This is a genomic window from Phyllobacterium sp. OV277 (assembly GCF_900104355.1).
Classification (GTDB): Bacteria; Pseudomonadota; Alphaproteobacteria; order Rhizobiales; family Rhizobiaceae; genus Phyllobacterium.
In genome coordinates this window covers 1-23,138 of the sequence record NZ_FNIY01000004.1, presented here as the reverse complement: position 1 = coordinate 23,138, position 23,138 = coordinate 1, and the positions used below count along the sequence as shown (strand labels likewise).

Below are 23,138 nucleotides of genomic sequence, written 5' to 3'. Positions count from 1 at the left end.
CAATGGCTGAAATTGGCATCAAAGATGTGCGCAAGACCTATGGAAGCACGCCGATTTTGCACGGCGTCGACCTGAACTTCAAATCCGGTGAGTTCGTTGTCATTCTCGGACCATCGGGTTGCGGTAAGTCAACGCTGCTCCGTATGATCGCTGGTCTCGAAGAGATTACCTCAGGCGAGATTTCCATCGATGGCAAAGTGGTCAACAATCTTGAGCCGAGAGACCGTGGCTGTTCGATGGTTTTCCAGAATTATGCGCTCTACCCGCACATGAACGTTGCTGCCAATATCGGCTATGCGTTGAAAGTTGCGGGCGTTCCGCGTGCCGAACGCGACCGGCGCATTGCCGAGACAGCCAAGATTGTCGGCCTTGAAGAACTGCTTGATCGCAAACCGGCGCAACTGTCAGGCGGCCAGCGCCAGCGCGTTGCCATGGGTCGCGCTATCATTCGCGAGCCGAAAGTATTTTTGTTCGATGAACCGTTGTCCAATCTTGATGCAAAGCTGCGCGTTCAGATGCGGGTGGAAATCCGCCGGCTGCACAAGCGGCTTTCGGCGACATCAGTCTTTGTTACGCACGATCAGGTGGAGGCCATGACACTTGCCGACAAACTGATCGTCATGAACAAGGGCCATGTGGAACAGGTGGGCACACCGCTTGAAATCTATCATCGGCCACGCACGCGCTTTGTCGGAACGTTTATCGGTTCGCCTGCCATGAATTTCTTCAACACAACAATCGCGCCGAGTGGCGATCACGTGCTGCTTGATGGCATCAAGCAGGCAATTGATCCGGTTCTGGGCGGCAAGAATGTTGGTGCCACCGTTTCTGTCGGTATCCGTCCTGAGCATTGCCGCCTTGTCCCAGCGGGGACAGTCAACAGCGTTCCCGCCAATGTCGATTTTGTCGAGGAGCTTGGCTCCGGCCGTATCGTGCATGTCGAGATTGACGGAATGAGCTTTGCGGTCTCTGTTGAGGAAGACCAATTCTTCGAGCAAGGCGCAGTTGCTGGCCTGCAATTGCCCGCTGAACATATTCATCTGTTTTCGCTGCAAAGCGGTTTGCGCCTTGACGATGCTCCTGTCGCAACGCGCCAACCTGCAACGAAGACAGTGGCCGCATAACCCGTTTTGAAAGGATCAAACATGAGCACGGATTCAACCATTTCTGCCGTCGGTTTTTGTACTTACACCGGCAAAGGTAATTTTGACACGCTGGAAAATGCCTTGCGCACGATCGCTGATCTGGGCGCCAATGCTGCCGAACTGTCGCTTTATGGCGAAGAGATCATTTCCGGTGGCCGGATCATTCCGGGCCGTGTCGAACGTCTGACTGAAATCACAAGCAAGTTCGACTTGCGCTACAGCGTGCATGGCCAGATCGTGTCCAACTTCATGGACCGCGAGCATCTGGAGTACCAGAAGGCCGTTGTTCGCGCGATGCTGGAACTTTGCAACCGTGTTGAAGCCGGAATCCTCGTACAGCACAGCGGCAATGCCAAAATGCCGGCCCAGTCGCGGATCGCCGATCTCGACAAGATGGAGCGCGATGCGCTTGTTGAGATGGCGGAAATTGCCAAGGGTTATGGTGTGCGGATCGCACTCGAAAACATCTTTGCTGTCACCGATGCGGAATATCGCCAGACGCCCGCACAGGTCGGTGAAACGGTGCGAGCAATTGACAGTGCCAATGTCTGCGGCCTGATCGATTTTAGCCATGCCTATATTGAAAGCACACGGCTTGGACTCAACTGGCGCGAACAGATCAAAGCCATGGCGCCGGTTACGGGCCATCTGCATGTGCATGACAGCTTTGGTCGTCCCTACAGCATGACAAAGTTCTATCATCCGGCTGAAGCAACGGCGCTGGGTATCGGCGATCTGCATCTGCCGATTGGTTGGGGTGACATTCCGTGGGAAGAAATCTTTGAAGAGCTGACTTTCCTGCCGGATACGATGCTGATCATGGAAATCACTGGAGAACGGTTTGCAAGTGAACAGGCCGAGTGCCTCGAACGCGCATTGAAACTCGCCGAGATCGCCAATAACCGCCGCCTGGCGGCATGATAAGAGAGGCGCGGTCGACCCGCTTGACCGCGCCGCTTCCCTCCGTTCACAATGTCGACTAAACCGAGATACGACTTTGGTCGACATGTTGATATTGGGAACTATGTAAATGGCTGACGATATTCTGTTTGTTTCAAAAGATGCTTCTGAATGGACGAAGACTGAGCCCGGTGTCAGTCGCCGGATCATGGCCTATCTGCCTGAGATGATGCTGGTTGAAGTGCAGTTCGAAAAGGACGCTGTAGGGTCGCTGCATTCCCATCCGCATATTCAGGCGAGCTATGTTGCCGAAGGGCGCTTTGAAGTCACCATTGACGGTGTCAGTCAGGTACTGGAGCAGGGTGGCAGCTTTATTGTACCCTCCAACCTTGTTCATGGTGTCAAGGCGCTGGAAAAAGGCCGTTTGATTGATAGTTTCTCGCCACACCGCGCCGAGTTTCTCTCCTAATAATCAATCCTTTTATTGATGTCATATCCGCTTGACAGACTTCCTCTGTTGGGCAAAACTGAAACCGGTTTCACTTTGCGCTGGACTGATGTTTGACCTTTGATCTGACCATACTGGCTCCGCATATTCCTTTTCTGCTGAAAGGTGCGGTTCTGACAGCCGAGGCCTGCGTTCTGGCGCTTGTCGGTAGCCTGTGCATTGGCATGATCGTTGCCGCGCTGGTTACATCAGCTTCGCCGATCCTTTCCCGCATCGCCTACATCTACGTGGATCTGTTCCGGAACATTCCGTTCATCGTCCAGTTGTTCTTTTTCTTCTACGGCCTGCCGGAAATTGGCATTTATCTTGATGCGTTTGCTACTGGCGTCATTGCCCTCTCCATAGCGGGCGGTGCCTTCACATCGGATGTGATCCGTTCGGGTATTCTTTCGATTGATACGGGCATTCTGGAAGCCGCCGAGGTGAGCGGGCTTTCAAAACCGACCATCTTCCGCAAGATCGTGATGCCGATTGCGTTGAGAACATCAGTACGTCCGCTTGGATCGGTCTTTATCAACCTCATCCTGACATCATCGATCCTCTCAACCATCACGCTCAACGAATTGACGGGTTCAGCAAAGATCGTCGCATCGGACACATTCAGGCCCTTTGAAATATACGCGGTGCTGCTCGTCGCCTATGCCAGCCTGACTTATCTGGTTTCGCTCGCCATCGGTGCCTTGCATCGCTACCTCAATCGTGATCAGAGCGGGGTCGCCTGATGCGTTATACGTCGTTCACCTCTTACGACATTGTTCTGCTTGCGCAGGGTCTTGGTGTTTCCCTCGCGCTCTTTCTGGCAACGACGATCATCGGTCTTTTACTCGGTTCTCTCTGGGCAGTTATCCGGTTCTACCGTGTGCCTGTACTCACACAGATCGTTACCGTATTCGCTGAGCTTTTGAAAAACTCACCGGTTCTGGTCCAGCTGTTTCTCGTGTTCTTTGGCCTGCCTGCCTTTGCCAAGCTCAACGTCACACCGGTCGAGGCTGCCGTCATTACGCTCTCCGGCAATACCGCCGCATTCGTCTATGTGATTGCCGTGTCCGCGATAGAATCCATCGGCCGCGACCAGATCGAGGCTGCCCGGGTCTTTGGCCTGTCCCGCTGGCAAGTGCTTCGCCATATCATTGCACCGCAGGCCATGGCTTTTGCCATCGGGCCGCTCACAGGCCTTCTGGTCAATCAGTTGCAGGTGACATCGCTGATATCGGTGATTGGCGTGGTTGACCTCACAAAGATTGGCAACATCCTCAATCTGCGCACACTCAAGCCTTTCGTCGTCTGGGCGATGGTGGGCGCGCTTTACTATGTCATGGCCAAGCTCATCGCCTACGGTGGAGCAACACTGGAAAAGCGGCTGAGGGCCCATACCGCATGGAAAGGTTTGTGACATGATCAGCGTGAGAGGTGTACGCAAAGCTTTCGGCGCTGCTACCGTACTCGATGGAATAGACCTTGATGTCCATAGTGGTGAAGTCGTGTCGATCCTCGGTTCCAGCGGTTCGGGCAAATCGACCCTGATCCGTTGCATGAACGGGCTGGAAAAGCTCGATGCCGGGTGCATTACCATCGATGATTTTGATGTTTCCCGTCCGAAGGAACTGACCGAAGCGCGCAAGCGGTCAGCAACTGTCTTCCAGCTTTTCAACCTTTACCCGCACATGACCGCCGTGCAGAACATTGCGCTGGCACCGGTTGAGGTGTTGAAAATCCCGCCTAAGCAGGCGGAAGCCGATGCACGCGCGCTTTTGGAATCCGTGGGTCTGAGCGCGCGGGCTGACGCGTTTCCGTCGCAATTGTCCGGCGGCCAGCGCCAGCGCGTCGGTATCTGCCGGGCGCTTGCCATGAAGCCGCGCTATCTGTTGCTCGATGAAATCACCAGCGCGCTTGATCCGGAGATGACATCGGATGTGCTGGCCATTCTCGCCAAACTTGCCAGTGACGGAACGACCATGGTTTTCGTGACCCACGAAATCGAATTTGCCCGAACGATTTCATCGCGGGTTGTGTTTCTCGACAAGGGACAACTTGTCGTCGATCTGCCAACAGCTGAGTTCTTTGCCGCCGATGGCGGCATGGCCAAGCCGCGTATCGCCCAGTTCCTCTCCAAAATGCGTAAAGACTGACAATGATCCTGATTGCAAATACGGAAGCCTGGCCGGGTTTTGCCAGGAGCGTCGAACTCCTCAAGCAGCAAGCGCATGGCATTGACGCCATGGTGGCCGGCATCAGCGAGGTTGAGCGCGAAGTGAAGGTCCGTAGCGTCGGCTATGGCGGCTGGCCGAATATGCTTGGGCGTATGGAATTTGACGCTGGTGTGATGGATGGCACGACGCGGGATGTTGGAGCCGTCGGCGCTGTTCCCGATACACTCCCCGTGGCGGCTTTGGCCCATGAGGTGATGAAACGATTACCGCACGTGATGCTGACGGGCGAGGGTGCCCGCCGCTTTGCCACGGAAATCGGGTTTCCCATTGATGAAACGTTATATGAAGACAGCAAGCGGGTTTGGTGGGAGCGTCTTCAAAAGGAATTGACGCCGGAAGAACTGACGGCTTTTCCCGATATTCCATTGGCCCCTCTCAGCCGCACCATTACCGACCCGGAACGGGTGCGCGATACGACGGTGTTCCTGTCGAAGGATTCTGCAAATGGTATTCATGCGGTAACTTCCACTTCCGGTTGGGCGTGGAAATATCCGGGGCGTTTGGGCGACTCGCCTATCGCAGGGGCAGGGTTTTATGCGGACAGCCGTTATGGCGCGGCCGCTTGCACGCATACGGGTGAAATGACGATCCGCTGTGGTACCGCACGCAGTATCGTGCTTGCCATGCGCTTCGGTCATTCATTGCGCGAAGCCGTCGATATTGCGATGGAGGACCTTGCACAATTGACCACCGGGTTTCTGGCAGGTGTGGTCATTCATGCGATTGACGCCCAGGGCAATCATGAAGTGGCCAGTTTCCGTTGCCATGGAGAAATCAAATACTGGTTCTGGCAAGCTGGAATGAGTGCGCCCGAGCACCGGGTAGCAAGACAATTTGAGACGCAATAAACAACATAAAGGGGAAATTCATGAGAGTACAAATCGGAAAATTAGCGGCACTGGCGCTGACTGCCGCACTTGCCTTTACCGGCGCAGCCCATGCCGGGAAGATTGACGACATTCGCGCTGCTGGAACAGTCCGCATTGGTGTTTCACTTGGCGGCGAACCCATCGGTTTCCGCGACGACAAGAATAATCCCGTTGGCTATGACGTCGATGTGGCAACGATGCTGGCGGCCAAGCTCGGTGTTCCCGTTGAATTTACTGATGTCTCCGGTGACGCTCGTGTGTCTATGCTTGTTTCCGGACAGCTTGACATTGTGGTCGCCAATACGTCGGCGACGCTTGAACGTGCCAAGACCGTCAATTTCTCGATCCCTTACAACCGTGCTGGCCTGCGGGTCATCGTGCAAAAGGATGCCGGCATTGCCAAGCTCGAAGATCTCGCAGGCAAAAAAGTGGTCGTCGGACGTGGCACGACAGGCGAGAGCTTTTTGAAGAAGAGCGTGCCAACGGCCGAGCTTGTTTATACCGACAATTTCTCGCCGGATGGCGTGTTGCTTTTGCAGCAGAAGCGCGTTGATGCGGCTATCGAAGATTCTTCGCTGCTCGATTATCTCGCAACCAAGAACGATAGCCTTGTCACTTTACCGGGCCTTTACTCAAACGATCCGATTGGCATCGCAGTTGCCAAGGGCGATCCAGAGTTCGTCCGTTGGCTGGATATGTTCGTCTCAGACTATATTCAGTCAGGCGCTTACGATGCGAACTACAAGAAATGGTGGGGTGAAAAGTCCAATCCACCGGCACTAACGCCGCTTTGGTAATTTGACTTGATAAGGCCGGGTATCTCCCGGCCTTTTCTCTTTCGGTCAGGAACTGGACCGCGAAACGAAATAGGTTGGCACCTGTATCAGTTTCTCTCCTGAACTGAACAAAGCAGGTTCCCGCAAAAACTTCAGGATTTCATTGATGTAAGTGGCCTTGTCGTAGCCTATCGAGGAGATGGGATAGGCCTCATATTCGGCTAGGGTTACGTCATCGAAGCCATACAGCCGAAATGATTCAGACTTGTTGGCCGGGAAGTCTCGTCGATGGATATCGAGGATACCCATAGCCATGGCGTCGGATGTGCAGAAAACGGCTTCGGCTGCTTGCCAGTTGGTTGAGGATGCGACCTGACGTCCACTTTGATAGGAATAGTCGCCCGGCAGTTCTGCGACCAGCTTAATTTCTTGGCGCATCAGCTCCGATTTATAGATTGCAATGCGGGCTTGTTCGACAGGAGAAGCTGCGCGACCGGTAACAAGGATCGCACTGCGCACGCCTTTGCGGGCGGCATCCGCTACCGCCGCAGCAATGCCGATCCGTTCATCGGGTATGATGGCAGGAGAATTTGCGTCGCGCATGCCATTGAGCATTAAAACGCTGTCGTTACGGAACATTTTCCGTACTGTCTCTGCATCGGCGAAGTCTGAAAATACAAGGGCTGCGTCGACGTGATAGGCGATACCATTGCGCAGGAATTCATCTATGCGTTCGGCGGAGCCAACACGAACAAAAATCACCTGCTTGCCGATGGATTGTATCTGACTGATCAGGAGATCAAACAGGTCTAGATCGGAAAGATCGTGGATGTGGTTGACGATGACAGCGACGAGATTGACAGTTTTGGTGGTCAGGCTTCGCGCGAGAAGATTGGGTTTGAAGCCAAGTTTTGCCGCTGCTGCCAGCACCCGTTCGCGCTTGTCAGCCGACACTGGCCGCGGTTCAGTTGAGAGGGCCCGCGATGCGATAGCGCGGGAAACGCCGGCGAGTTCAGCGACATCCGCAATGGTCGGCAGGGTCTGGCGTTTGCGGGGCTCGGTCATGGATATCGGCATCCTTCATGTCTGATCCGCTATCCCGCCTTGTTGCACATGAATGATTGCGACGTAGTGACGTGAAGTGCGGATCACGTCCTGCTTACCTGCTTAACCATTGATACTTCAATAGCAAAACGCCGTTCCAGAGCCTTTCCGGCAGAACGATTCTATTTAAGCCGGAAAGGTTTTAGCGTGAGCCGAGCGCCCGGAATGTCGTCTCAAGACTGGATTTGGTGCCAGCCGTTGGCCTGTATTCCAATCCGACAAAGCCATCATAGCCATTATCGAACAACCAGTTCAAAGACTTTGACAGTTCCAGTGTCCTACTGCCCGGCTCATTGCGGCCCGGATGATCGGCAACATGGACGTGCGCAACCCGATCAACCCGGCCGTCGAGCACTTTTGCGGTCTCTTCTCCCATCACGAGGGAATGATAGATATCGTAGACAATCCGGATTTCTGGCCTGTTCACTTCATCGATAATATCAAGGCCTTCAACCGTTGAATGAAGGAAATAGCCCTTGTGGTCGATCAGTGTGTTGAGTGGTTCGAGACCCAGAACGACGCCTGTTCCCGCAAGCACATCGGCAGCCTGCGTCATGCAATCGACCAAAGCCTGATGCTGCTCGGCGCGGGTACGGCCGGGAAGATCATCCCCGGCCTGCGCGATGAGCACCTTGGCACCCAGCCGGTTTGCCATATGAGCGCTGGCCCGCAGGCCTATCAGAAAGGCGTCATGGTTGGCAGGATCAGTCAGCGGAATCATGGGTTCCGCAACGAGGCTGGACAGAGCGAGCTTTGTTTCAGCCAACGCCTTCTCGACCGCAGGAATATCCTTCTCGGTCCATTTCCAGAACTCAACTGCATCCAGACCCGCATCTCCGGCCAAGCGGATACGGTTGGCGAAATCCGGCGATTCTTCAGCAAACAACCACTCGATACATGCCGAATACTTCATCGCTTCATCCTCGCCAAACCGGTATCCCTGCTTGCCACATCCAAGCCTAGCCTTCCAGCCATTTCACCTGATCTGGCGTGAGATTGATGTCGAGTGCCGAAAGGCTATCCTCAAGCTCGCCAAGTGTGCGTGGTCCAATCAGCGGAATGACGGGAGAGGGTTGGGCCAGCACATAGGCCAGAGCTACATGAATAGGATTGCGACCAAGTTTCCCTGCAAGCTCTATGGCCCGGTCACGACGTCCGAAATTCTTCTCCGAATACCAGACCCGTACCAATTCTTCATCGTCCCGCTTGTCGCGGCCCGCGCGATCCGTAAAGAAGCCGCGGCCTTGACTGGACCATGCGAAGTTGGGCATTTGCTTTTTATTGAGCCATGTTTTCCACGCATCGTCAGACGCAGCAACGCAACCCGCCCAGATTGGGTCCAGCATCTCAGCCAATGAGAAATTGTTCGACAGGGCGCCGGGTGCCGTCTTGCCATTCTTCTCCGCATAGGCAATAGCCTCGTCCATCCGCTCCCGTGTCCAGTTTGATCCGCCAAATGGACCACGAATGCGACCAGCTTTGACCTCAGCATCCATCGCGTCGACGAATTCACCCACGGGAATGTCGGGATTGTCACGATGCATGAAATAGATATCGACATAATCGGTTTTCAAGCGCTCCAGCGACCGTGAGAGCTGCTTGGCGATGACATCAGGGTAGCAAAGCGGGGAGTGGGCACCTTTGCCAATCAGGACCACATCGTCACGCGGAACATTGCGGCTCGTATGCCAGTCACCGAATATCTCTTCGGTTTTCCCGTTTGCATAGATATAGGCCGTGTCGAACAGATTGCCGCCCGCCTCATAATAGGCATCGAGTGTCAGGGAAGCAGCAGCGAAGTTTGGAAAGAATTCAAAGCCGAGTGCAACGGATGAAGTCTGCTTTGCAAGACCGGGGATCGCCCGTCTTGGTACGTTCTTGCCCGGCACTGGCTTGGCGCCGGAAATCGTCGTCCGCTTTGCGGCGGCCTCGATGCTGTATTCAAGCCCTATTGCGGCACGCCACTGATCAAGTACCCGCAAATTGCCGATAGAGTCAGCCCAGCTCATGCCTGGCGCGGCAAACTCCTGCCGTTTATTATGGATGGCTTCGCCTGCTGCATCCACTTCGAAGGAATAGAGCCAACGGCTTTCCTCAAATTCGATTGTTTCTTGCGGTTTGTTGTGCCGGTGAATCTCGATCTTGCCGATGCCGCCCTGTTGACCCGAAGCGTACCAGAAATCCTTGACCTCGATACGGCCTGTTGAGCCGATGATGCGCAGGGTATTATCCTGATCTACCATGATCGAGCAGGATACTTCAGCGATAATTCCGTTTGGGAATTTCAACAGGGCAGAAGCCCATTGATCAACGCCGGTTTCGCCGAGATGACCGGCGCCCGACACGAATTCAGGATCAAGGAACGGCTTGCCCTCGACACTGCCTGCGATCAATCGTGTCATCGATACGGGATAGCAGCCGACATCGAGGATACCGCCGCCTGCTGTTTCATTGGCAAACAGGCGGTGCTCGGGTTTGACGCTGCCCATGTTGAAGCCGAAGCTTGATCTGATAATACGTACATCGCCTATGGTTCCGCTTTTGACCAATTCGATGAGTTTGATGGTTTGCGGGTGAACGCGATACATGAATGCTTCACCTGCGAAGACACCGGCCTTGCGGGCCTCGTGGAAGATTGCATCGGCATCGTAAGCACTGAGGGCTATCGGTTTTTCCACCAGCACATGTTTTCCCGCGCGAATGGCCTTGATTGCCCACTCGGCATGTCCGGTATGGGGCGTTGAGACATAAATGGCGTCAACCTCAGGGTCATCAAGCAAGGCGTCATAGCCGTTGACAATGCGCGCGCCGGGAAAATGGCTTGCCAGTTCCGGCCTATCCGGATTGCGCGAAGCAATGGCGACGAGCTTGCCTGTCGTGGAATGGGCAACGCCGCCAGCAAAGGTGCGGGCAATTGTGCCGGGGCCGATAATGCCCCAACGGATTGATGCTGTGTCAGTCATGCTATGTCCTCTTTGGATTAGTTTTGCCACCGGGAGTATGGCGGGGAGATCGAAATTCGGTTTATCGAAGTCTGTTTCCTGCACTGTCGAACAACAGGGCATGGCTGGATTTGATGGCAACGGTCAGTGTGTCGGTCTTGAGTTCTGTGCGGGATTCTTCACGTTCGATGATCAGCTGTTCGCCGCCCGCAACATTGGCGTAGATGTAACTGGTGTTGCCGAGGTGTTCGGCAACATCCACTGTGATTGTAAGGTCAGCATCACCGTGGCCTGCCTTGACGAAATGTTCTGGACGCACGCCCAGCGTGACCCTTTCGCCAATAGCAGGCGGCGGGTTTTTTATGGGCAGGGTGAGATGGACCTTGCCCTGATTCAAGAGCGCAATGGTGACGCTTGCGCTATCTGCAGCAACAATCTCTGTGCTCATGAAGTTCATCTTGGGAGAGCCGACAAAACCGGCAACAAACTGGTTGGCTGGATTGTCATAGAGATCAAGCGGCGCGCCGATCTGTTCGATATTGCCGCCTCGAAGTACCACGATCTTGTCTGCAAGTGTCATGGCTTCTGTCTGGTCATGGGTGACATAAATCATGGTGGTACCCAGCTCCTTGTGCAGCCGGGAAATTTCGACGCGCATCTGTACCCGCAGTTCTGCGTCCAGATTGGAAAGAGGTTCGTCAAACAGGAAAACCTGCGGCTCGCGCACAATGGCGCGGCCAATGGCAACACGCTGCCGCTGCCCGCCCGAAAGCTGTTTCGGACGACGTTGCATCAGCTCCTTGATCTGAAGGATATCCGCGACGCGCTGAACCCGGCGATCCGTATCGGCTTTCGGATTGCCGGTCATGCGCAGGCCGAATGCCAGATTCTCTTCGACGGTCATGTGGGGATAAAGAGCATAGGACTGGAACACCATGGCGATACCGCGATCTGCCGGTTCGATGTCATTGACGAGTTTATTGCCGATGTGGATTTCGCCGTCGGTTATGTGTTCAAGTCCGGCAATCATCCGGAGCAGGGTGGATTTGCCACAACCGGATGGGCCGACAAAAACCACGAATTCACCATCGGCCACATCAAGGCTGGCATTGCGGATGATCTCGTAGGAGCCGAAGCGTTTGATGACATTCTTGAGTGAAAGTTCAGCCATGCGGCGGTTTCCTATTTGATTGCACCAGCGGCGATGCCGGCGATGAAGTGGCGCTGCAACAGAATGAAAATGATGAGGATTGGAGCTGTGAGCATCACAGCGCCTGCCATGATCCCACCCCACGATACTTTGGTGAGGCCGATCAATGTTCCCAGCGCAACAGGAGCAGTCAGCATGCCGGGCCGTGAATTGATCAGCAGCGGCCAGAGATAGTTGTTCCAGGAGGCGAGAAAGAGAATGATCGCCAGTGCCGCCATGGTTGGTCGTGCAAGCGGCAGGGCAATGCGCAGGAATATCTGCCATTCCTTGACACCTTCGACCCGTGCTGCATCGAAGAGTTCAGCGGGCATCATCGAAAAGGCCTGACGCATGAACAGGACGCCAAGCGAATTAAAGAGAGGCGGCACAATGAGCGCGATCCACGTGTTGGCCATCTTGAATTCACGCGCCACCATGATGAATTGCGGGATCACCACAACAAAATAGGGGAGGGTAATCGTGCCGAGGATAATCGCCACGACAAGCGACTTGCCAATGAAATGGTAACGCGCCAGCGCCCAGCCAGCCATTGAGGTGAGCAGAACCGATAGGATCGTGTAAACAATCGCAACGCTGATCGAAATCATCAAAGCCCGGATGAAATCCGTATCCGCCTGCAGATTGCTCAGGTTTTCGAAGAAATGGGTTGATGGCAGGAGTTCGATCTGCGGGCTGAAAATGCCGTAATCCGGCATGGTCGCGAAGACGAACATCATCCACAGCGGAAACAGCCAGACAATCGCCAGCGGTATCAGAACAGCGTGCAGGGACAGCGAACGGATCAGTGTTGAGCGCGATTGGGAACTCATTTCTCGTCCCTCCCGACCCAGAGATTGAGCAGTGAAATCAGGATTGCCAGCGCAGCCATGGTGTAGGCGATGGCTGAGGCGTAACCGAAGTTGAGCGAGGTAAAGCCTTGCCGGTACAGAAACAGACCAAGAGTTTCCGTTCCGCCGCCGGGCCCGCCACGATTGGTGATCAGGAATGGTTCGGTGAAGAGCTGCATGGACCCGATGATCGACAGGATCACACAGAAAAGGATAATCGGTTTGAGAAGCGGCAGCGTGATGTAGATGAATTGCCTGATTTTGCTGACGCGATCCAGCGTTGCCGCCTCGTAAACGTCACCGGGAATGGACTGAAGCCCGGCCAGAATGATGATCGCATTGTACCCGGCCCACCGCCAGGTCACGGCAATGATCAGCAGCGCCATAGCTGCCGGAGCTTCGGCAAACCAGGATATGGACGCGATGCCAATGCCGTTCAGCAGTTTGTTGATAATGCCGAAATCAAGATTGAACATGAGGCGAAACACGGCGGCATAGGCGACCTCGCCAACCACGACGGGTGCAAAGAAGGCAAAGCGGAAGAGGCCGCGCGCTTTCAAAAGCGGGGAATTGAGCAGCACAGCCATAATTGTTGCCAGCGTGATCATCACCGGGACCTGAATGATCAGGATGATCATGGTGTTCTTCAGTGCATTGTAGAATGCAGGGTCGTTAAAGAGCCGGCCCCAATTGGCCCCGAAGCTGAAGACCCACGGGTTCACGCGGGTATTCTGGAACGACATTAGAAACGAACTGATGATCGGCCATATCCAGAACGCCGCGAAGATCAGAAGGTAAGGGGCGAGAAACCCATAGGCGGCCCGGTTGCGCAGTTGCATCAATTATCCTCCACGACGATCAAGCCAGTCAGGTCTTCCACCTGAATGCCGGATATGCGCTCCCACGCCTATCCGGCATTGAGCTTATTGAGCGATTGGCAGTCCTGTCGCCGATGCGATCTGGTTTGCCGCGTCGTCGAGTGCCGCTTTGGCGTCTGGATATCCTCCGGCGAAATACTTGGTTTGGGTCGCCTTGTAGATACCGTCAGCGTCGCTCTGAAATGCAGTGCCACGGCTTGCCACAACCTTTGGCAATGTGCCGAGAATGTCAGCCCAAACCGCCTGACCATCCCAATAGGGCTGTGGTTCAGAAACGAAGGGTTGTTTCTCCGCACTGAGTAGCGATGGTACCAGACCGAAACTCTTGAGCATCGCGATCTGCCCTTCATCCGTACCGAGTGTGTAATTCAGATAGGTCCAGGCCGCTTCCTTGTGCTGGGAGCCATTGCTGATTGCCAGTGATGAGCCACCAAGATTGGCCGCGTGCGGACCATCGGCGGTGAGACTTGGCATAAGATAGACGCCCCATTTGCCCGTAAGCTTGGGAGAATTGGTGCGGACAGTACCTTCATACCAGCCACCATAAACCTGACTAGCAACCGTGCCCGCTGTGTTGGACTGTACCTTTTCGTCCCAGTTGGCCGCCGTCAGGGTTCCGGCATCTTTCATCTGCTTGATCTTATCCAGCGTGGCGACGCACGCGGGGTGGTTGATTGTGATGGTCTGGCCATCGGTCGAAAAGTATCCGCATCCCTGTTCATTGGAGATCATGCGGAACCATTCGCTGTCACCGTTGAAATCTGCCTGCGCCATGACAACGCCCGGATTGGCGGCTGCGATTTTCTTGCCGGCAGCTATGAAATCATCCCATGATTTTACGCTTTTAGGATCAACGCCCGCCTTCTCGTAAAAGTCACGCCGGTAGAAAACGGCAACGGGGCCTGAGTCCCACGGCATGGCATAGGCAACATCGCCAACCTCAAGTTCAGTGCGTTTGAACTCCGGGAATTTGGCTTGTATCTCACTGGTGTAGCCAAGGTCTTTCAGATTGGCGAAACAATCGGGAAAACGGTTCCAGAAAATCTCAGCTTCGAAGTTCTCGATTGTCACGATATCGGGCAAACCGTCACCGCCAGCTGCACAGGCTGCAAGCGTCTTGTCAAAGACCTGCTGATTGCCAAGATCTTGAACCGTTACCTTTATGTCAGGAAATTGCTTGTTGAAGCCTTCCAATGTCGACTTCAGCGAAGACGCCGCAACATTCCAGCTCCAGATGGTGATTTCGGTAGGCTGGGCCAGTGCCGGTGCAGAACCCAAAGCCAATGCTGCGACAAGTGCTGTCGCGCCAAGAAATTTACAGCCCATTGAAAATCCTCCCTTTTCAATTGCCCGTTCTTTGCGAACATGGCTACACTAGCGACAAGGGAGCGTGTGTCTCCCATAAAGGGAATATGAATTGGGCGGAAAGTAAGATGGGAGACAGGCCGATCTATCAGCCGGGCGCAAGCAGTGTCGAAGGTCTGCCGACTGCTCTGCAAATGTTTCACAATCACCCGCCTGTTATGGCGATGCCCCATTGGCATGCACAGGTCGAAGTCAACTATATCATACGCGGTTCAGTACATTATCGGATGAACGATCACGCAATCCAACTTAATGCGGGAGATATGTGCCTGTTCTGGGGCGGTCAGCCGCACCAGATGGATGATTCATCTGACGATTCAATTTATGCAGGCGCGCATCTGCCCCTCGTGCATTTCTTTCGTATGCGTTTGCCGGAAAGCGTTCCGAGCCAATTGATGCAGGGGGCAACATTGGTGACATCTGCGACCGACGCTGCAGACAAGGAGAACTTTGCGCGTTGGTATAGCTATGCCCGGTCAGGCGATCCGGTGAAGGCGGAACACGCGGTCAACGAATTATTGTTGCGGATCGAACGGGTGGGATTCGAACCATATAAGATGATGCCGGATTGCCGGGCGCATTCTTCTGGCGAACAATCGAGCCAGCAGTCGTCCCGGGTGGTTGCACGGATGTGTGATTTCATTGCCGGTAACTTCCTGCACGATATTGACTCAGTCAATATCGCCACTTCGGCGGGCGTTCATCCCAAATATGCGATGAATGTTTTCAAAAAATCCACAGGGATGACACTGAACAATTATGTCAGCTTGCTACGGCTGTCTTATGCGCAGGCGATGCTGCTACGGGACGGGGCGAATGTCCTGCAGGTCGCGATGGATAGCGGATTTGGCTCGCTCAGCGCCTTCAACAAATCCTTCCGTAATATTGCAGGTATGTCTCCATCAGACTTCCGTCGTGATATGCGCAGTGGAGGACAGTTGAGCAGTGCCTCATCCGGAATGCAGAATTTGCCATAAGGCCAGCCGGAACCGCGACTAGTTAATAATGAGAATTGTTATTGATCATATAATATTATAAATGATGTGAAGGGAGGGACTGGCGAAGTAGATTGCGTCCGCATATTGAGTGGATTGATCAATATTTGCTTCTGCAATGAGAAGCAACCACCAGTCGCAGGGATACACTTGGTAGAAAACAAACTCAGTAATTATGATTTTCGCACTGCGGGCCATTCGCGCACGCATCACGGTCATGTCATGCGTGATCTTGGCTTGCGGATCGTCAATGGTTCTTATCCCGAGAACAGCATTCTGCCGGGGGATGCGGAACTGCTTGAACGCTTCGGCGTATCCAGAACGGTCCTGCGCGAGGCGTTAAAAACATTGGCGGCGAAAGGGCTCATTCAACCCAAGGCCAAGATTGGCACACGGGTATTGGAGCGGTCAAACTGGAACCTCTTTGACCCAGATATTCTTGTCTGGCATTTTGAAGCTGGAGCCAGTGCCAATTTCCTGTCGAGTATTGTCGAAATGCGGCTGGCGCTGGAGCCCGAGGCCGCCGGTCTTGCCTGTTTACGGCGAACCGATACGCAGCTCCAAAAACTCTACGAATGGGTTGATGAAATGGGCAGCGCACGGGAAACGCCTGCTCATTTCGTCCATAGCGATCTGCAGTTTCATATTGCCATTGCGGAAGCCTCCGGCAATCCGTTCATGCGGTCTATCAGTGCTTTGATCGAAGTGGCTCTGGTGACAACGTTCACGATCAGCTCACCCATACCCAATTCCGAGCGCCACATGCATTCCGTTGCCCGGCACAAAGCCATAGCAGACGCCATCAGGGACCGGAATGTTGTGGCTGCCAAAGAAGCTATGCGCGGCGTTATTCAGGATGGTGCCGAGCGTGTACTAGCTGCTTCAAGCCCGGATTGATCTGAGATCAGACCCAGCCACCATCGACGATAAAATTCTGCGCCGAGCACATTTTTGAATCATCCGAGGCAAGGAAGAGAGCCATGCGGGCTATGTCTTCAGGCAGGACGCGTCCAGCAAGACACTGGCTGCGGTCGATCAATTCATTCGCTGCATCATCAACCCATAGATCAAGCTGACGCTTGGTCATCACCCAGCCCGGCACCAACGTATTGACCCGGATACCGTGTTTGCCCAAGTCACGGGCGAAGGAGCGGGTCAAGCCGTGGACGGCCGACTTGGCTGAGGCATAACCGGGATATCCGCCGGAGGCCATCATCCAGCCCACGGAACCGAAATTGATGATCGAACCGCCACCAGCCTCAATCATTGCCGGTGCAACTGCCTGAATGGCAAAGAACATATGGCGCAGGTTTACAGCGATACGTTGATCGAAATAATCCGGTGTTACCTCCCGCCAGTCATGGCGCGTATCGTTGGCCGCATTGTTGATAAGCACGGTCGCTGCGCCCTGTATCTTCTCGATTTCCCGGATGATCTTTTGGTAGGTGCTGATATCCGTAATGTCAGCCGCACGAAACGTCACCTTGCCTCCGGCTGTGTTCAGCTCCTCCGCCAGCGTCTTGCCCGCCGCCTCGGCAAGATCGACAAATCCCACCTTGGCACCTTCCGCCGCAAAGGCGCGCACAATCATCTCGCCAATTCCTGTCGCGCCGCCTGATATAAAGACGGGCTTGTCGACAAGGCCGGGATAGCGCGCGAAAACGGGTGATGTGTTTGTCATGGCGACACCATTGTTGCGGTGGTAAAAAAGGGGAATTGGCTGGCAGCTTGATCGCCTAAAGTGTTGTCACCTTTACCTTGACTGGCTTTTCCACCTTCAGCGGATTGCGCAAAGGCAAACCAAACGCGGGCGCTTCGATTTCAAAAACATCGCCATTCTCGGTCTTGATACCGTCGGCGAAAGACAGTGTAGCAGTCCCGAACATGTGGACATGGACATCACCGGGCTGCCGGAATAGCGAATATTTGAAATGATGATGCTCGAGATTGGCTATCGTATGGGACATGTTGTCTTCACCCGATAGAAATGGCTTTTCCCAGATCGCTTTGCCCTTGCGTAGAATACGTGAACTGCCACGGATATCCGCAGGCAAATCACCCACAATCAATTCCGGTCCAAGCGCGCAGGGACGTAGTTTGGAATGGGCGAGAAAGAGATAATTGACGCGTTCGGTGACATGGTCGGAGAATTCATTGGCCAGCGCAAAGCCAATGCGGAAAGGCGAGCCGTCAGGACCGATAACATAGACGCCGGCAATCTCAGGTTCTTCACCGGCATCCTCGGCAAAGGCTGGAGATAAAAGCGGCTGGCCGGGACCCGTGAGCATTGTGCCATTGCCCTTGTAGAACCATTCAGGCTGCACACCGGTCTGACCTTTTTTGGGTTTGCCGCCTTCAAGGCCCATACGGAACATCTTCATCGAGTCCGTCAGGGCCTCTTCCTTGGCATCGTCGATCGTGCGATGCATGGCATCGCGCGTTGCAGCCGACCCAAGATGAGTGAGACCTGTTCCCGTTAAATGGATGTGTGCTGGGTCGTGCGTATCAATGGGTGAAAGCAGGCGTCCTTCGGCATAGGCAGCCTCAACGTCGATTACCTTGCCCAGTCCGCGTTCTTCGACGATGTTGGCGAGACTGGATTTCGCTTCGATTGCGGCGTGAGCCAATTCCAGAATGGATTTCGTCCGCTTTACGTGCCGGAATGGGCCATCTACGCGCGCGGCAACCTGCCTCTTTCCATTGGCATTGAGCAACTGAACCAGATTCACGTCTATCCTCCCGGGAAACATCGAGTGAAGCACAGGCAGCTTCACTTCATTCTTGACCTTTAGCCAATAATTTCTAAAAATAGTATAATAATATTATATTGATGTAAACGGTGGAAAATGACGTTTTAGCTGTGCCACCAATCACTGGAAAAAAGACTTTTCAGCTCGTCTTGAAAGAGCTATTCCAAAAGTCATACTTTTCAGTTAAGTGTTGTAAGGATCGTGCTCTGGGAGGAGCTGGCGGCATAAGCAAAAAAGATTCCGCCCGGAAAACATGCTCGAATAACGTTGCGTCCATTAGGGAAATTGGGAGGATACCAGTGAAAATGCTTAAAGTAGTTGCTGCAGGCCTGATCGCGCTTTGCGCGATGGGTACGCAAGGGTTTGCCCAGGACAAGGGCTCTGTTGGTATTTCGATGCCAACAAAATCCTCCGCACGCTGGATTGCTGACGGAGACAATATGGTGAAGGCGCTGAAAGAACGCGGCTACACCACTGATCTGCAATATGCGGAAGATGACATTCCAAACCAGCTTGCTCAGATCGAGAACATGGTCACCAAGGGTGTAAAGGTTCTGGTCATTGCAGCGATTGACGGCACCACGCTATCCAATGTGCTGCAGCAGGCGCATGATGCCAATATCAAGGTCATTTCCTATGATCGTCTCATCCGCGATTCCGGCAATGTCGACTATTATACGACATTCGACAACTTCCAGGTTGGCGTTCTGCAGGCCGGATCACTCGTAAAGGCTCTTGGCCTTCCCGAGGCAAAGGGACCATTCAATATCGAGCTTTTCGGTGGTTCGCCTGACGATAACAATGCGTTCTTCTTCTATAATGGCGCAATGTCCGTGCTTCAGCCTTTGATTGACAGTGGCAAGCTCGTTGTCCAATCCGGCCAGACCGGCATGGACAAGGTTGGTACATTGCGTTGGGACGGTGCTGTGGCTCAGTCTCGTATGGATAACCTTCTTTCCGCTTATTATACGGACAAGAAGGTCAATGCGGTTCTCTCACCCTATGACGGTCTGTCGATCGGCATCCTGTCATCACTGCGTGGCGTCGGATACGGTACAAAGGATCAGCCATTCCCGTTCGTTTCCGGACAGGATGCGGAGGTTCCTTCGGTGAAGTCGATCATTGCAGGCGAGCAGTACTCGACGATCTACAAGGATACGCGCGAACTGGCGAAGGTTACATCCAATCTCATCGATAAGGTGCTGAAGGGTGAACAGCCTGAAATCAATGACACCAAAACCTACAATAACGGTGTCAAGATTGTTCCGTCCTATCTTCTGAAGCCGGTTGAAGTGGACAAGACCAACTGGAAAGAAATCCTGATCGGTGGCGGTTATTATACCGAAGCGCAGATCAAGTAGGCCCCTTTTAAGCCTGGCAAACCCTGCGCCTGATCGCGCGGGGTTTGTTTTGTATCGACAGAGGCGCCTGCGGATGAACATTCCGGTAGTACCAGACCGCGGCGCCATTTATAAATTGCAAAGAGAAACGCCATGAGGCGTCGATGAGGGTCCCGATGGAAACCATCCTCGAAATGCGCGGTATCACCAAGACCTTTCCCGGGGTGAAAGCGCTTGATAATGTCAATCTCAACGTGCGCAAGGGTGAAATTCACGCGCTTGTTGGCGAGAATGGCGCCGGAAAATCAACCCTGATGAAAGTGCTGAGCGGCGTCTATCCGCATGGCAGCTATGACGGCGAGATTCACTATAACGGGGAAGAGCAGCATTTTCGCGATATCAGTGACAGCGAAGAAAAGGGCATCATTATCATTCATCAGGAGCTGGCACTGGTTCCGCTCCTGTCAATTGCCGAGAACATCTTTCTGGGCAATGAGCCAGCACGGTTCGGGATCATCGATTGGCATGTTGCGGAAACCCGCACACGCGAACTTCTGGCCAAAGTTGGCCTGAAGGAAGATCCGCAAACCTTGATCACTAACCTCGGTGTCGGCAAACAGCAGTTGGTGGAGATTGCCAAGGCATTGTCGAAAGAGGTCGAGCTTCTCATCCTCGATGAGCCGACAGCAAGCCTCAACGAAAAAGACAGTGACGCATTGCTTGAGCTCCTACTCGAGTTCAAAGCCCAGGGCATTTCATCTATTTTGATTTCCCACAAGCTCAACGAGGTTGGCAAAGTTGCCGATCGCATCACGGTCCTGCGTGACGGGGCGACCATTGAAACGCTCGACAAGGAAGCAATTTCCGAAGATCGGATTGTGACGTCCATGGTCGGTCGTCAACTCGCCGATCGCTTTCCGCAGCGCGAGCCGAACATTGGCGAAGTTGTCTTTGAAGTGAAGGACTGGGTCGTCCACCATCACGTTCATAGTGACAGAACAGTCATCAATGGCATTAATCTGAATGTCCGCAAGGGCGAGGTCGTTGGTATTGCCGGTCTGATGGGCGCGGGGCGAACGGAATTTGCCATGAGTGTCTTTGGCAAGGCCTATGGCCGCAAGATCAGCGGCGAGGTTTTCATCAATGGCAAGAAGGTCGATGTCTCGACCATTGGCAAAGCTGTCGATAACGGCATTGCCTATGTCACGGAAGATCGCAAGACCTATGGGCTCAATCTGATCGACCACATCAAGCACAATACGACAATCGTCAATCTCGAAGGCGTATCCCATGGCGGTGTGCTGGATGATATGGCCGAATTGAAAGTGGCCAATGAATACCGTCGCAAGACCAATATTCGTTCGTCCAGCATCTACCAGAAAACCGGCAATCTTTCCGGCGGCAACCAGCAGAAGGTCGTCCTGTCAAAGTGGTTGTTTGCCAACCCTGATCTCTTGATACTCGATGAGCCAACGCGCGGTATCGATGTCGGCGCAAAATATGAAATCTATTCGATCATCAACCAGTTGGTGAGTGAAGGCAAAAGTGTGCTGATGATCTCATCGGAAATGCCAGAACTGCTCGGCGTCTGTGATCGGATTTATGTGATGAACCAGGGCAGGATCGTCGGTGAAATGCCCGCTAAAGAAGCGAGCCAGGACAAAATCATGCGCGCCATTATTCGTGCTGAAGGGAAAGCATCATGACTATAGAAAACACGGCGACCCCGGCCAAGACCGAAGCTAAGACGGACGGATCGCCGATGAAGGGTAATCTGCGCGAATACGGGCTGGTGTTGGCGTTGATCCTGATCATGTTGTTCTTTCAGTTCACCACCAATGGGACATTGTTCAAACCGGTTAACCTGACCAACCTCGTGCTGCAGAACAGTTATATTATCGTCATGGCGCTTGGCATGTTGTTGGTCATCGTTGCTGGCCATATCGATCTTTCCGTTGGGTCAGTGTCGGGTTTCATCGGCGGATTGGCCGCAGTGATGATGGTTCAATGGCATATCCATTATATTCCAGCGACGATTCTCTGTCTGATCATGGGCGGGATCATTGGTGCGGCGCAGGGGTATTGGGTCGCCTATCACAAAATCCCGTCCTTCATCGTTACTCTTGCAGGCATGCTCGTATTCCGTGGATTGACGTTGTGGCTTCTGGGCGGTCAGTCGATTGGTCCGTTCCCACCGCAATTCCAGCTTTTGAGTTCGGGTTTTATCCCGGATGTGCTCGGCACGGGTGGCTTCAATGTCACGTCCATGCTTGTTGGTATCGCTATTGTTGCACTGATGATCTATTTCAGCATCCGTGGACGGGCGAAGCGCGAGAGCCACGGGTATCAGGGGGAACCTTTTGTACTCTTCGTGGCAAAGAACCTCATCATTGGCGGCATCATCCTCTTCCTTACCTATCTTCTTTCTTCCTATAAGGGCTTGCCGAACGTTCTGGTCGTTATGTCCCTGCTGATTGCGCTCTTTGTTTTCGCAACCAAACGCATGACCATTGGACGGCGCATTTACGCCATGGGGGGTAATGAGAAAGCGGCAAAGCTATCGGGCATCAAGACCGAACGGCTGACATTCTTCACCTTTGTCAATATGGGTGTGTTGGCCGCTCTTGCTGGTCTGATTTTCGCCGCTCGTCTCAATACAGCGCAGCCAAAGGCGGGGCAGGGCTTCGAACTTGATGTGATTGCGGCTGTCTTTATCGGTGGAGCATCGGCGATGGGCGGCGTGGGTCAGGTGATGGGAGCTGTCATCGGCGCTTTCATCATGGGCGTCATGAACAATGGCATGTCGATCATGGGGATCAATATTGACTGGCAGCAGGTGATCAAGGGTCTCGTCCTGCTCGCAGCTGTGGTGTTCGACGTTTACAACAAAAACAAGGGCTAAATCAGCCGCCTCTTTTAAAACCTTATCAGCCCGGCTTTTAAGCCGGGCTGATTGCTTCCGGGGGTATGAGTCGCTCATTTGGTTAGCCGAGGCAGCATTAATCGCCGAAAAATGCGATGCTTCCGGTCAGTGATAACCGGGATATTGCTTATGGTTAACGATTTATAACTGTCATGATTTTCAGATTTGTCGGCAAAACCCCCGTATTTATTGGGTTCTGGTTGTTTGTTGGTTTTGGTTATCCCCAGGGTTGGTTGTGCTGGCTTGAGAAAGTTTAGATTTGTGCGTTTTTTTGGGAAAGGCGTGTTGACAGTTTTGATGGTGGGGGTCTATATACCGACACAACGAGGGCGGGGCGCCGCTGGCGGTTGCTGAATGCGCCCTAAAGGAAGCTCTCTGGAAGTTTTCGGATTGTTG

Annotated in this window: 21 protein-coding genes and 1 pseudogene; 13 read left to right on the top strand and 9 right to left on the bottom strand. The window is 53.7% G+C overall.

From position 1 onward, the window contains the following. Positions 1-2 precede the first annotated feature (2 nt). The 8 genes from BLU05_RS14815 (at position 3) to BLU05_RS14780 (ending at position 6,429) form a co-directional block, all read left to right on the top strand. Complete coding sequence (locus BLU05_RS14815; RefSeq protein ID WP_091881265.1) at positions 3-1,124, top strand: sn-glycerol-3-phosphate import ATP-binding protein UgpC; 1,122 nt, start codon at positions 3-5, stop codon at positions 1,122-1,124. 21 nt (positions 1,125-1,145) lie between these two features. Further along, a complete protein-coding gene (locus tag BLU05_RS14810; protein ID WP_091881262.1) occupies positions 1,146-2,066 on the top strand; it encodes a sugar phosphate isomerase/epimerase family protein in 921 nt (306 codons plus the stop codon). A 109-nt stretch (positions 2,067-2,175) separates the two neighbouring features. Beyond that, the gene (locus BLU05_RS14805) at positions 2,176-2,514 is read left to right on the top strand and encodes a cupin domain-containing protein (protein WP_091881259.1); all 339 of its coding nucleotides are present in this window, start codon (positions 2,176-2,178) and stop codon (positions 2,512-2,514) included. Positions 2,515-2,606: 92 nt separating this feature from the next. Continuing rightward, on the top strand, positions 2,607-3,275 hold the full coding sequence (locus tag BLU05_RS14800) for an amino acid ABC transporter permease (protein ID WP_091881257.1): 669 nt from the start codon (positions 2,607-2,609) through the stop codon (positions 3,273-3,275). After that, positions 3,275-3,946 carry an amino acid ABC transporter permease gene (locus tag BLU05_RS14795; RefSeq protein ID WP_091881254.1) on the top strand — a complete coding sequence of 224 codons (672 nt, stop codon included), beginning with the start codon at positions 3,275-3,277 and terminating at the stop codon, positions 3,944-3,946. Before BLU05_RS14800 ends, BLU05_RS14795 begins: the two co-directional genes overlap by 1 nt. Before the next feature lies 1 nt (position 3,947). Next, the gene (locus BLU05_RS14790) at positions 3,948-4,682 is read left to right on the top strand and encodes an amino acid ABC transporter ATP-binding protein (protein WP_091881251.1); all 735 of its coding nucleotides are present in this window, start codon (positions 3,948-3,950) and stop codon (positions 4,680-4,682) included. 2 nt (positions 4,683-4,684) lie between these two features. Continuing rightward, positions 4,685-5,611, top strand: a complete 927-nt coding sequence (locus BLU05_RS14785; protein WP_091881249.1) for an isoaspartyl peptidase/L-asparaginase — start codon at positions 4,685-4,687, stop codon at positions 5,609-5,611. Between the two features lie 20 nt (positions 5,612-5,631). Then, positions 5,632-6,429, top strand: a complete 798-nt coding sequence (locus BLU05_RS14780; RefSeq protein ID WP_091881247.1) for a transporter substrate-binding domain-containing protein — start codon at positions 5,632-5,634, stop codon at positions 6,427-6,429. A 45-nt stretch (positions 6,430-6,474) separates the two neighbouring features. Here the strand turns inward: BLU05_RS14780 and BLU05_RS14775 are convergent, their stop codons facing one another. The 7 genes from BLU05_RS14775 to BLU05_RS14745 all read right to left on the bottom strand — a co-directional run bounded on the left by BLU05_RS14775 (position 6,475) and on the right by BLU05_RS14745 (position 14,695). Beyond that, entirely contained in the window at positions 6,475-7,473 is a 999-nt protein-coding gene (locus BLU05_RS14775; protein ID WP_091881245.1) for a LacI family DNA-binding transcriptional regulator, read from the bottom strand. Positions 7,474-7,654: 181 nt separating this feature from the next. Further along, positions 7,655-8,425, bottom strand: coding sequence for a TIM barrel protein (locus BLU05_RS14770; protein WP_091881243.1), 771 nt, complete (start codon positions 8,423-8,425; stop codon positions 7,655-7,657). Positions 8,426-8,471: 46 nt separating this feature from the next. Then, the gene (locus BLU05_RS14765; protein ID WP_091881241.1) at positions 8,472-10,475 is read right to left on the bottom strand and encodes an aldo/keto reductase; all 2,004 of its coding nucleotides are present in this window, start codon (positions 10,473-10,475) and stop codon (positions 8,472-8,474) included. A gap of 61 nt (positions 10,476-10,536) precedes the next feature. Next, positions 10,537-11,625, bottom strand: a complete 1,089-nt coding sequence (gene ugpC / locus BLU05_RS14760) for an ABC transporter ATP-binding protein (RefSeq protein WP_091881239.1) — start codon at positions 11,623-11,625, stop codon at positions 10,537-10,539. Positions 11,626-11,636: 11 nt separating this feature from the next. After that, positions 11,637-12,473: a carbohydrate ABC transporter permease gene (locus BLU05_RS14755; protein WP_091881237.1), complete on the bottom strand. Its 837-nt coding sequence runs from the start codon at positions 12,471-12,473 to the stop codon at positions 11,637-11,639. Continuing rightward, positions 12,470-13,330, bottom strand: coding sequence for a carbohydrate ABC transporter permease (locus tag BLU05_RS14750; RefSeq protein WP_091881235.1), 861 nt, complete (start codon positions 13,328-13,330; stop codon positions 12,470-12,472). The genes BLU05_RS14755 and BLU05_RS14750 overlap by 4 nt, the downstream gene beginning before the upstream one ends. Positions 13,331-13,414: 84 nt before the next feature. Next, positions 13,415-14,695, bottom strand: a complete 1,281-nt coding sequence (locus BLU05_RS14745; RefSeq protein WP_091881233.1) for an extracellular solute-binding protein — start codon at positions 14,693-14,695, stop codon at positions 13,415-13,417. Positions 14,696-14,781: 86 nt separating this feature from the next. Here BLU05_RS14745 and BLU05_RS14740 point away from each other — a divergent pair, with 86 nt between their 5' ends. Together BLU05_RS14740 and BLU05_RS14735 are read left to right on the top strand one after the other, a co-directional pair. Beyond that, complete coding sequence (locus tag BLU05_RS14740) at positions 14,782-15,711, top strand: helix-turn-helix domain-containing protein (RefSeq protein ID WP_091881231.1); 930 nt, start codon at positions 14,782-14,784, stop codon at positions 15,709-15,711. Between the two features lie 240 nt (positions 15,712-15,951). Continuing rightward, complete coding sequence (locus BLU05_RS14735; RefSeq protein ID WP_091882265.1) at positions 15,952-16,626, top strand: FadR/GntR family transcriptional regulator; 675 nt, start codon at positions 15,952-15,954, stop codon at positions 16,624-16,626. Between the two features lie 7 nt (positions 16,627-16,633). Here BLU05_RS14735 and BLU05_RS14730 read toward each other — a convergent pair whose 3' ends face one another. Next, on the bottom strand, positions 16,634-17,410 hold the full coding sequence (locus BLU05_RS14730; RefSeq protein ID WP_091881229.1) for an SDR family NAD(P)-dependent oxidoreductase: 777 nt from the start codon (positions 17,408-17,410) through the stop codon (positions 16,634-16,636). Positions 17,411-17,465: 55 nt separating this feature from the next. Beyond that, entirely contained in the window at positions 17,466-18,458 is a 993-nt protein-coding gene (araD1, locus tag BLU05_RS14725) for an AraD1 family protein (RefSeq protein ID WP_091881227.1), read from the bottom strand. Positions 18,459-18,844: 386 nt separating this feature from the next. Here araD1 and chvE point away from each other — a divergent pair. From chvE to mmsB, 3 genes and pseudogenes are all read left to right on the top strand, one after another. Continuing rightward, positions 18,845-19,840: pseudogene (chvE, locus tag BLU05_RS14720) on the top strand (multiple monosaccharide ABC transporter substrate-binding protein); the annotation flags it as partial. A gap of 155 nt (positions 19,841-19,995) precedes the next feature. Further along, positions 19,996-21,525 carry a multiple monosaccharide ABC transporter ATP-binding protein gene (gene mmsA / locus BLU05_RS14715; RefSeq protein ID WP_091881224.1) on the top strand — a complete coding sequence of 510 codons (1,530 nt, stop codon included), beginning with the start codon at positions 19,996-19,998 and terminating at the stop codon, positions 21,523-21,525. Continuing rightward, positions 21,522-22,721 (top strand): multiple monosaccharide ABC transporter permease, encoded by a 1,200-nt coding sequence (gene mmsB / locus BLU05_RS14710; RefSeq protein WP_091881221.1) that lies wholly within the window; start codon positions 21,522-21,524, stop codon positions 22,719-22,721. The genes mmsA and mmsB overlap by 4 nt, the downstream gene beginning before the upstream one ends. Positions 22,722-23,138 lie beyond the last annotated feature (417 nt).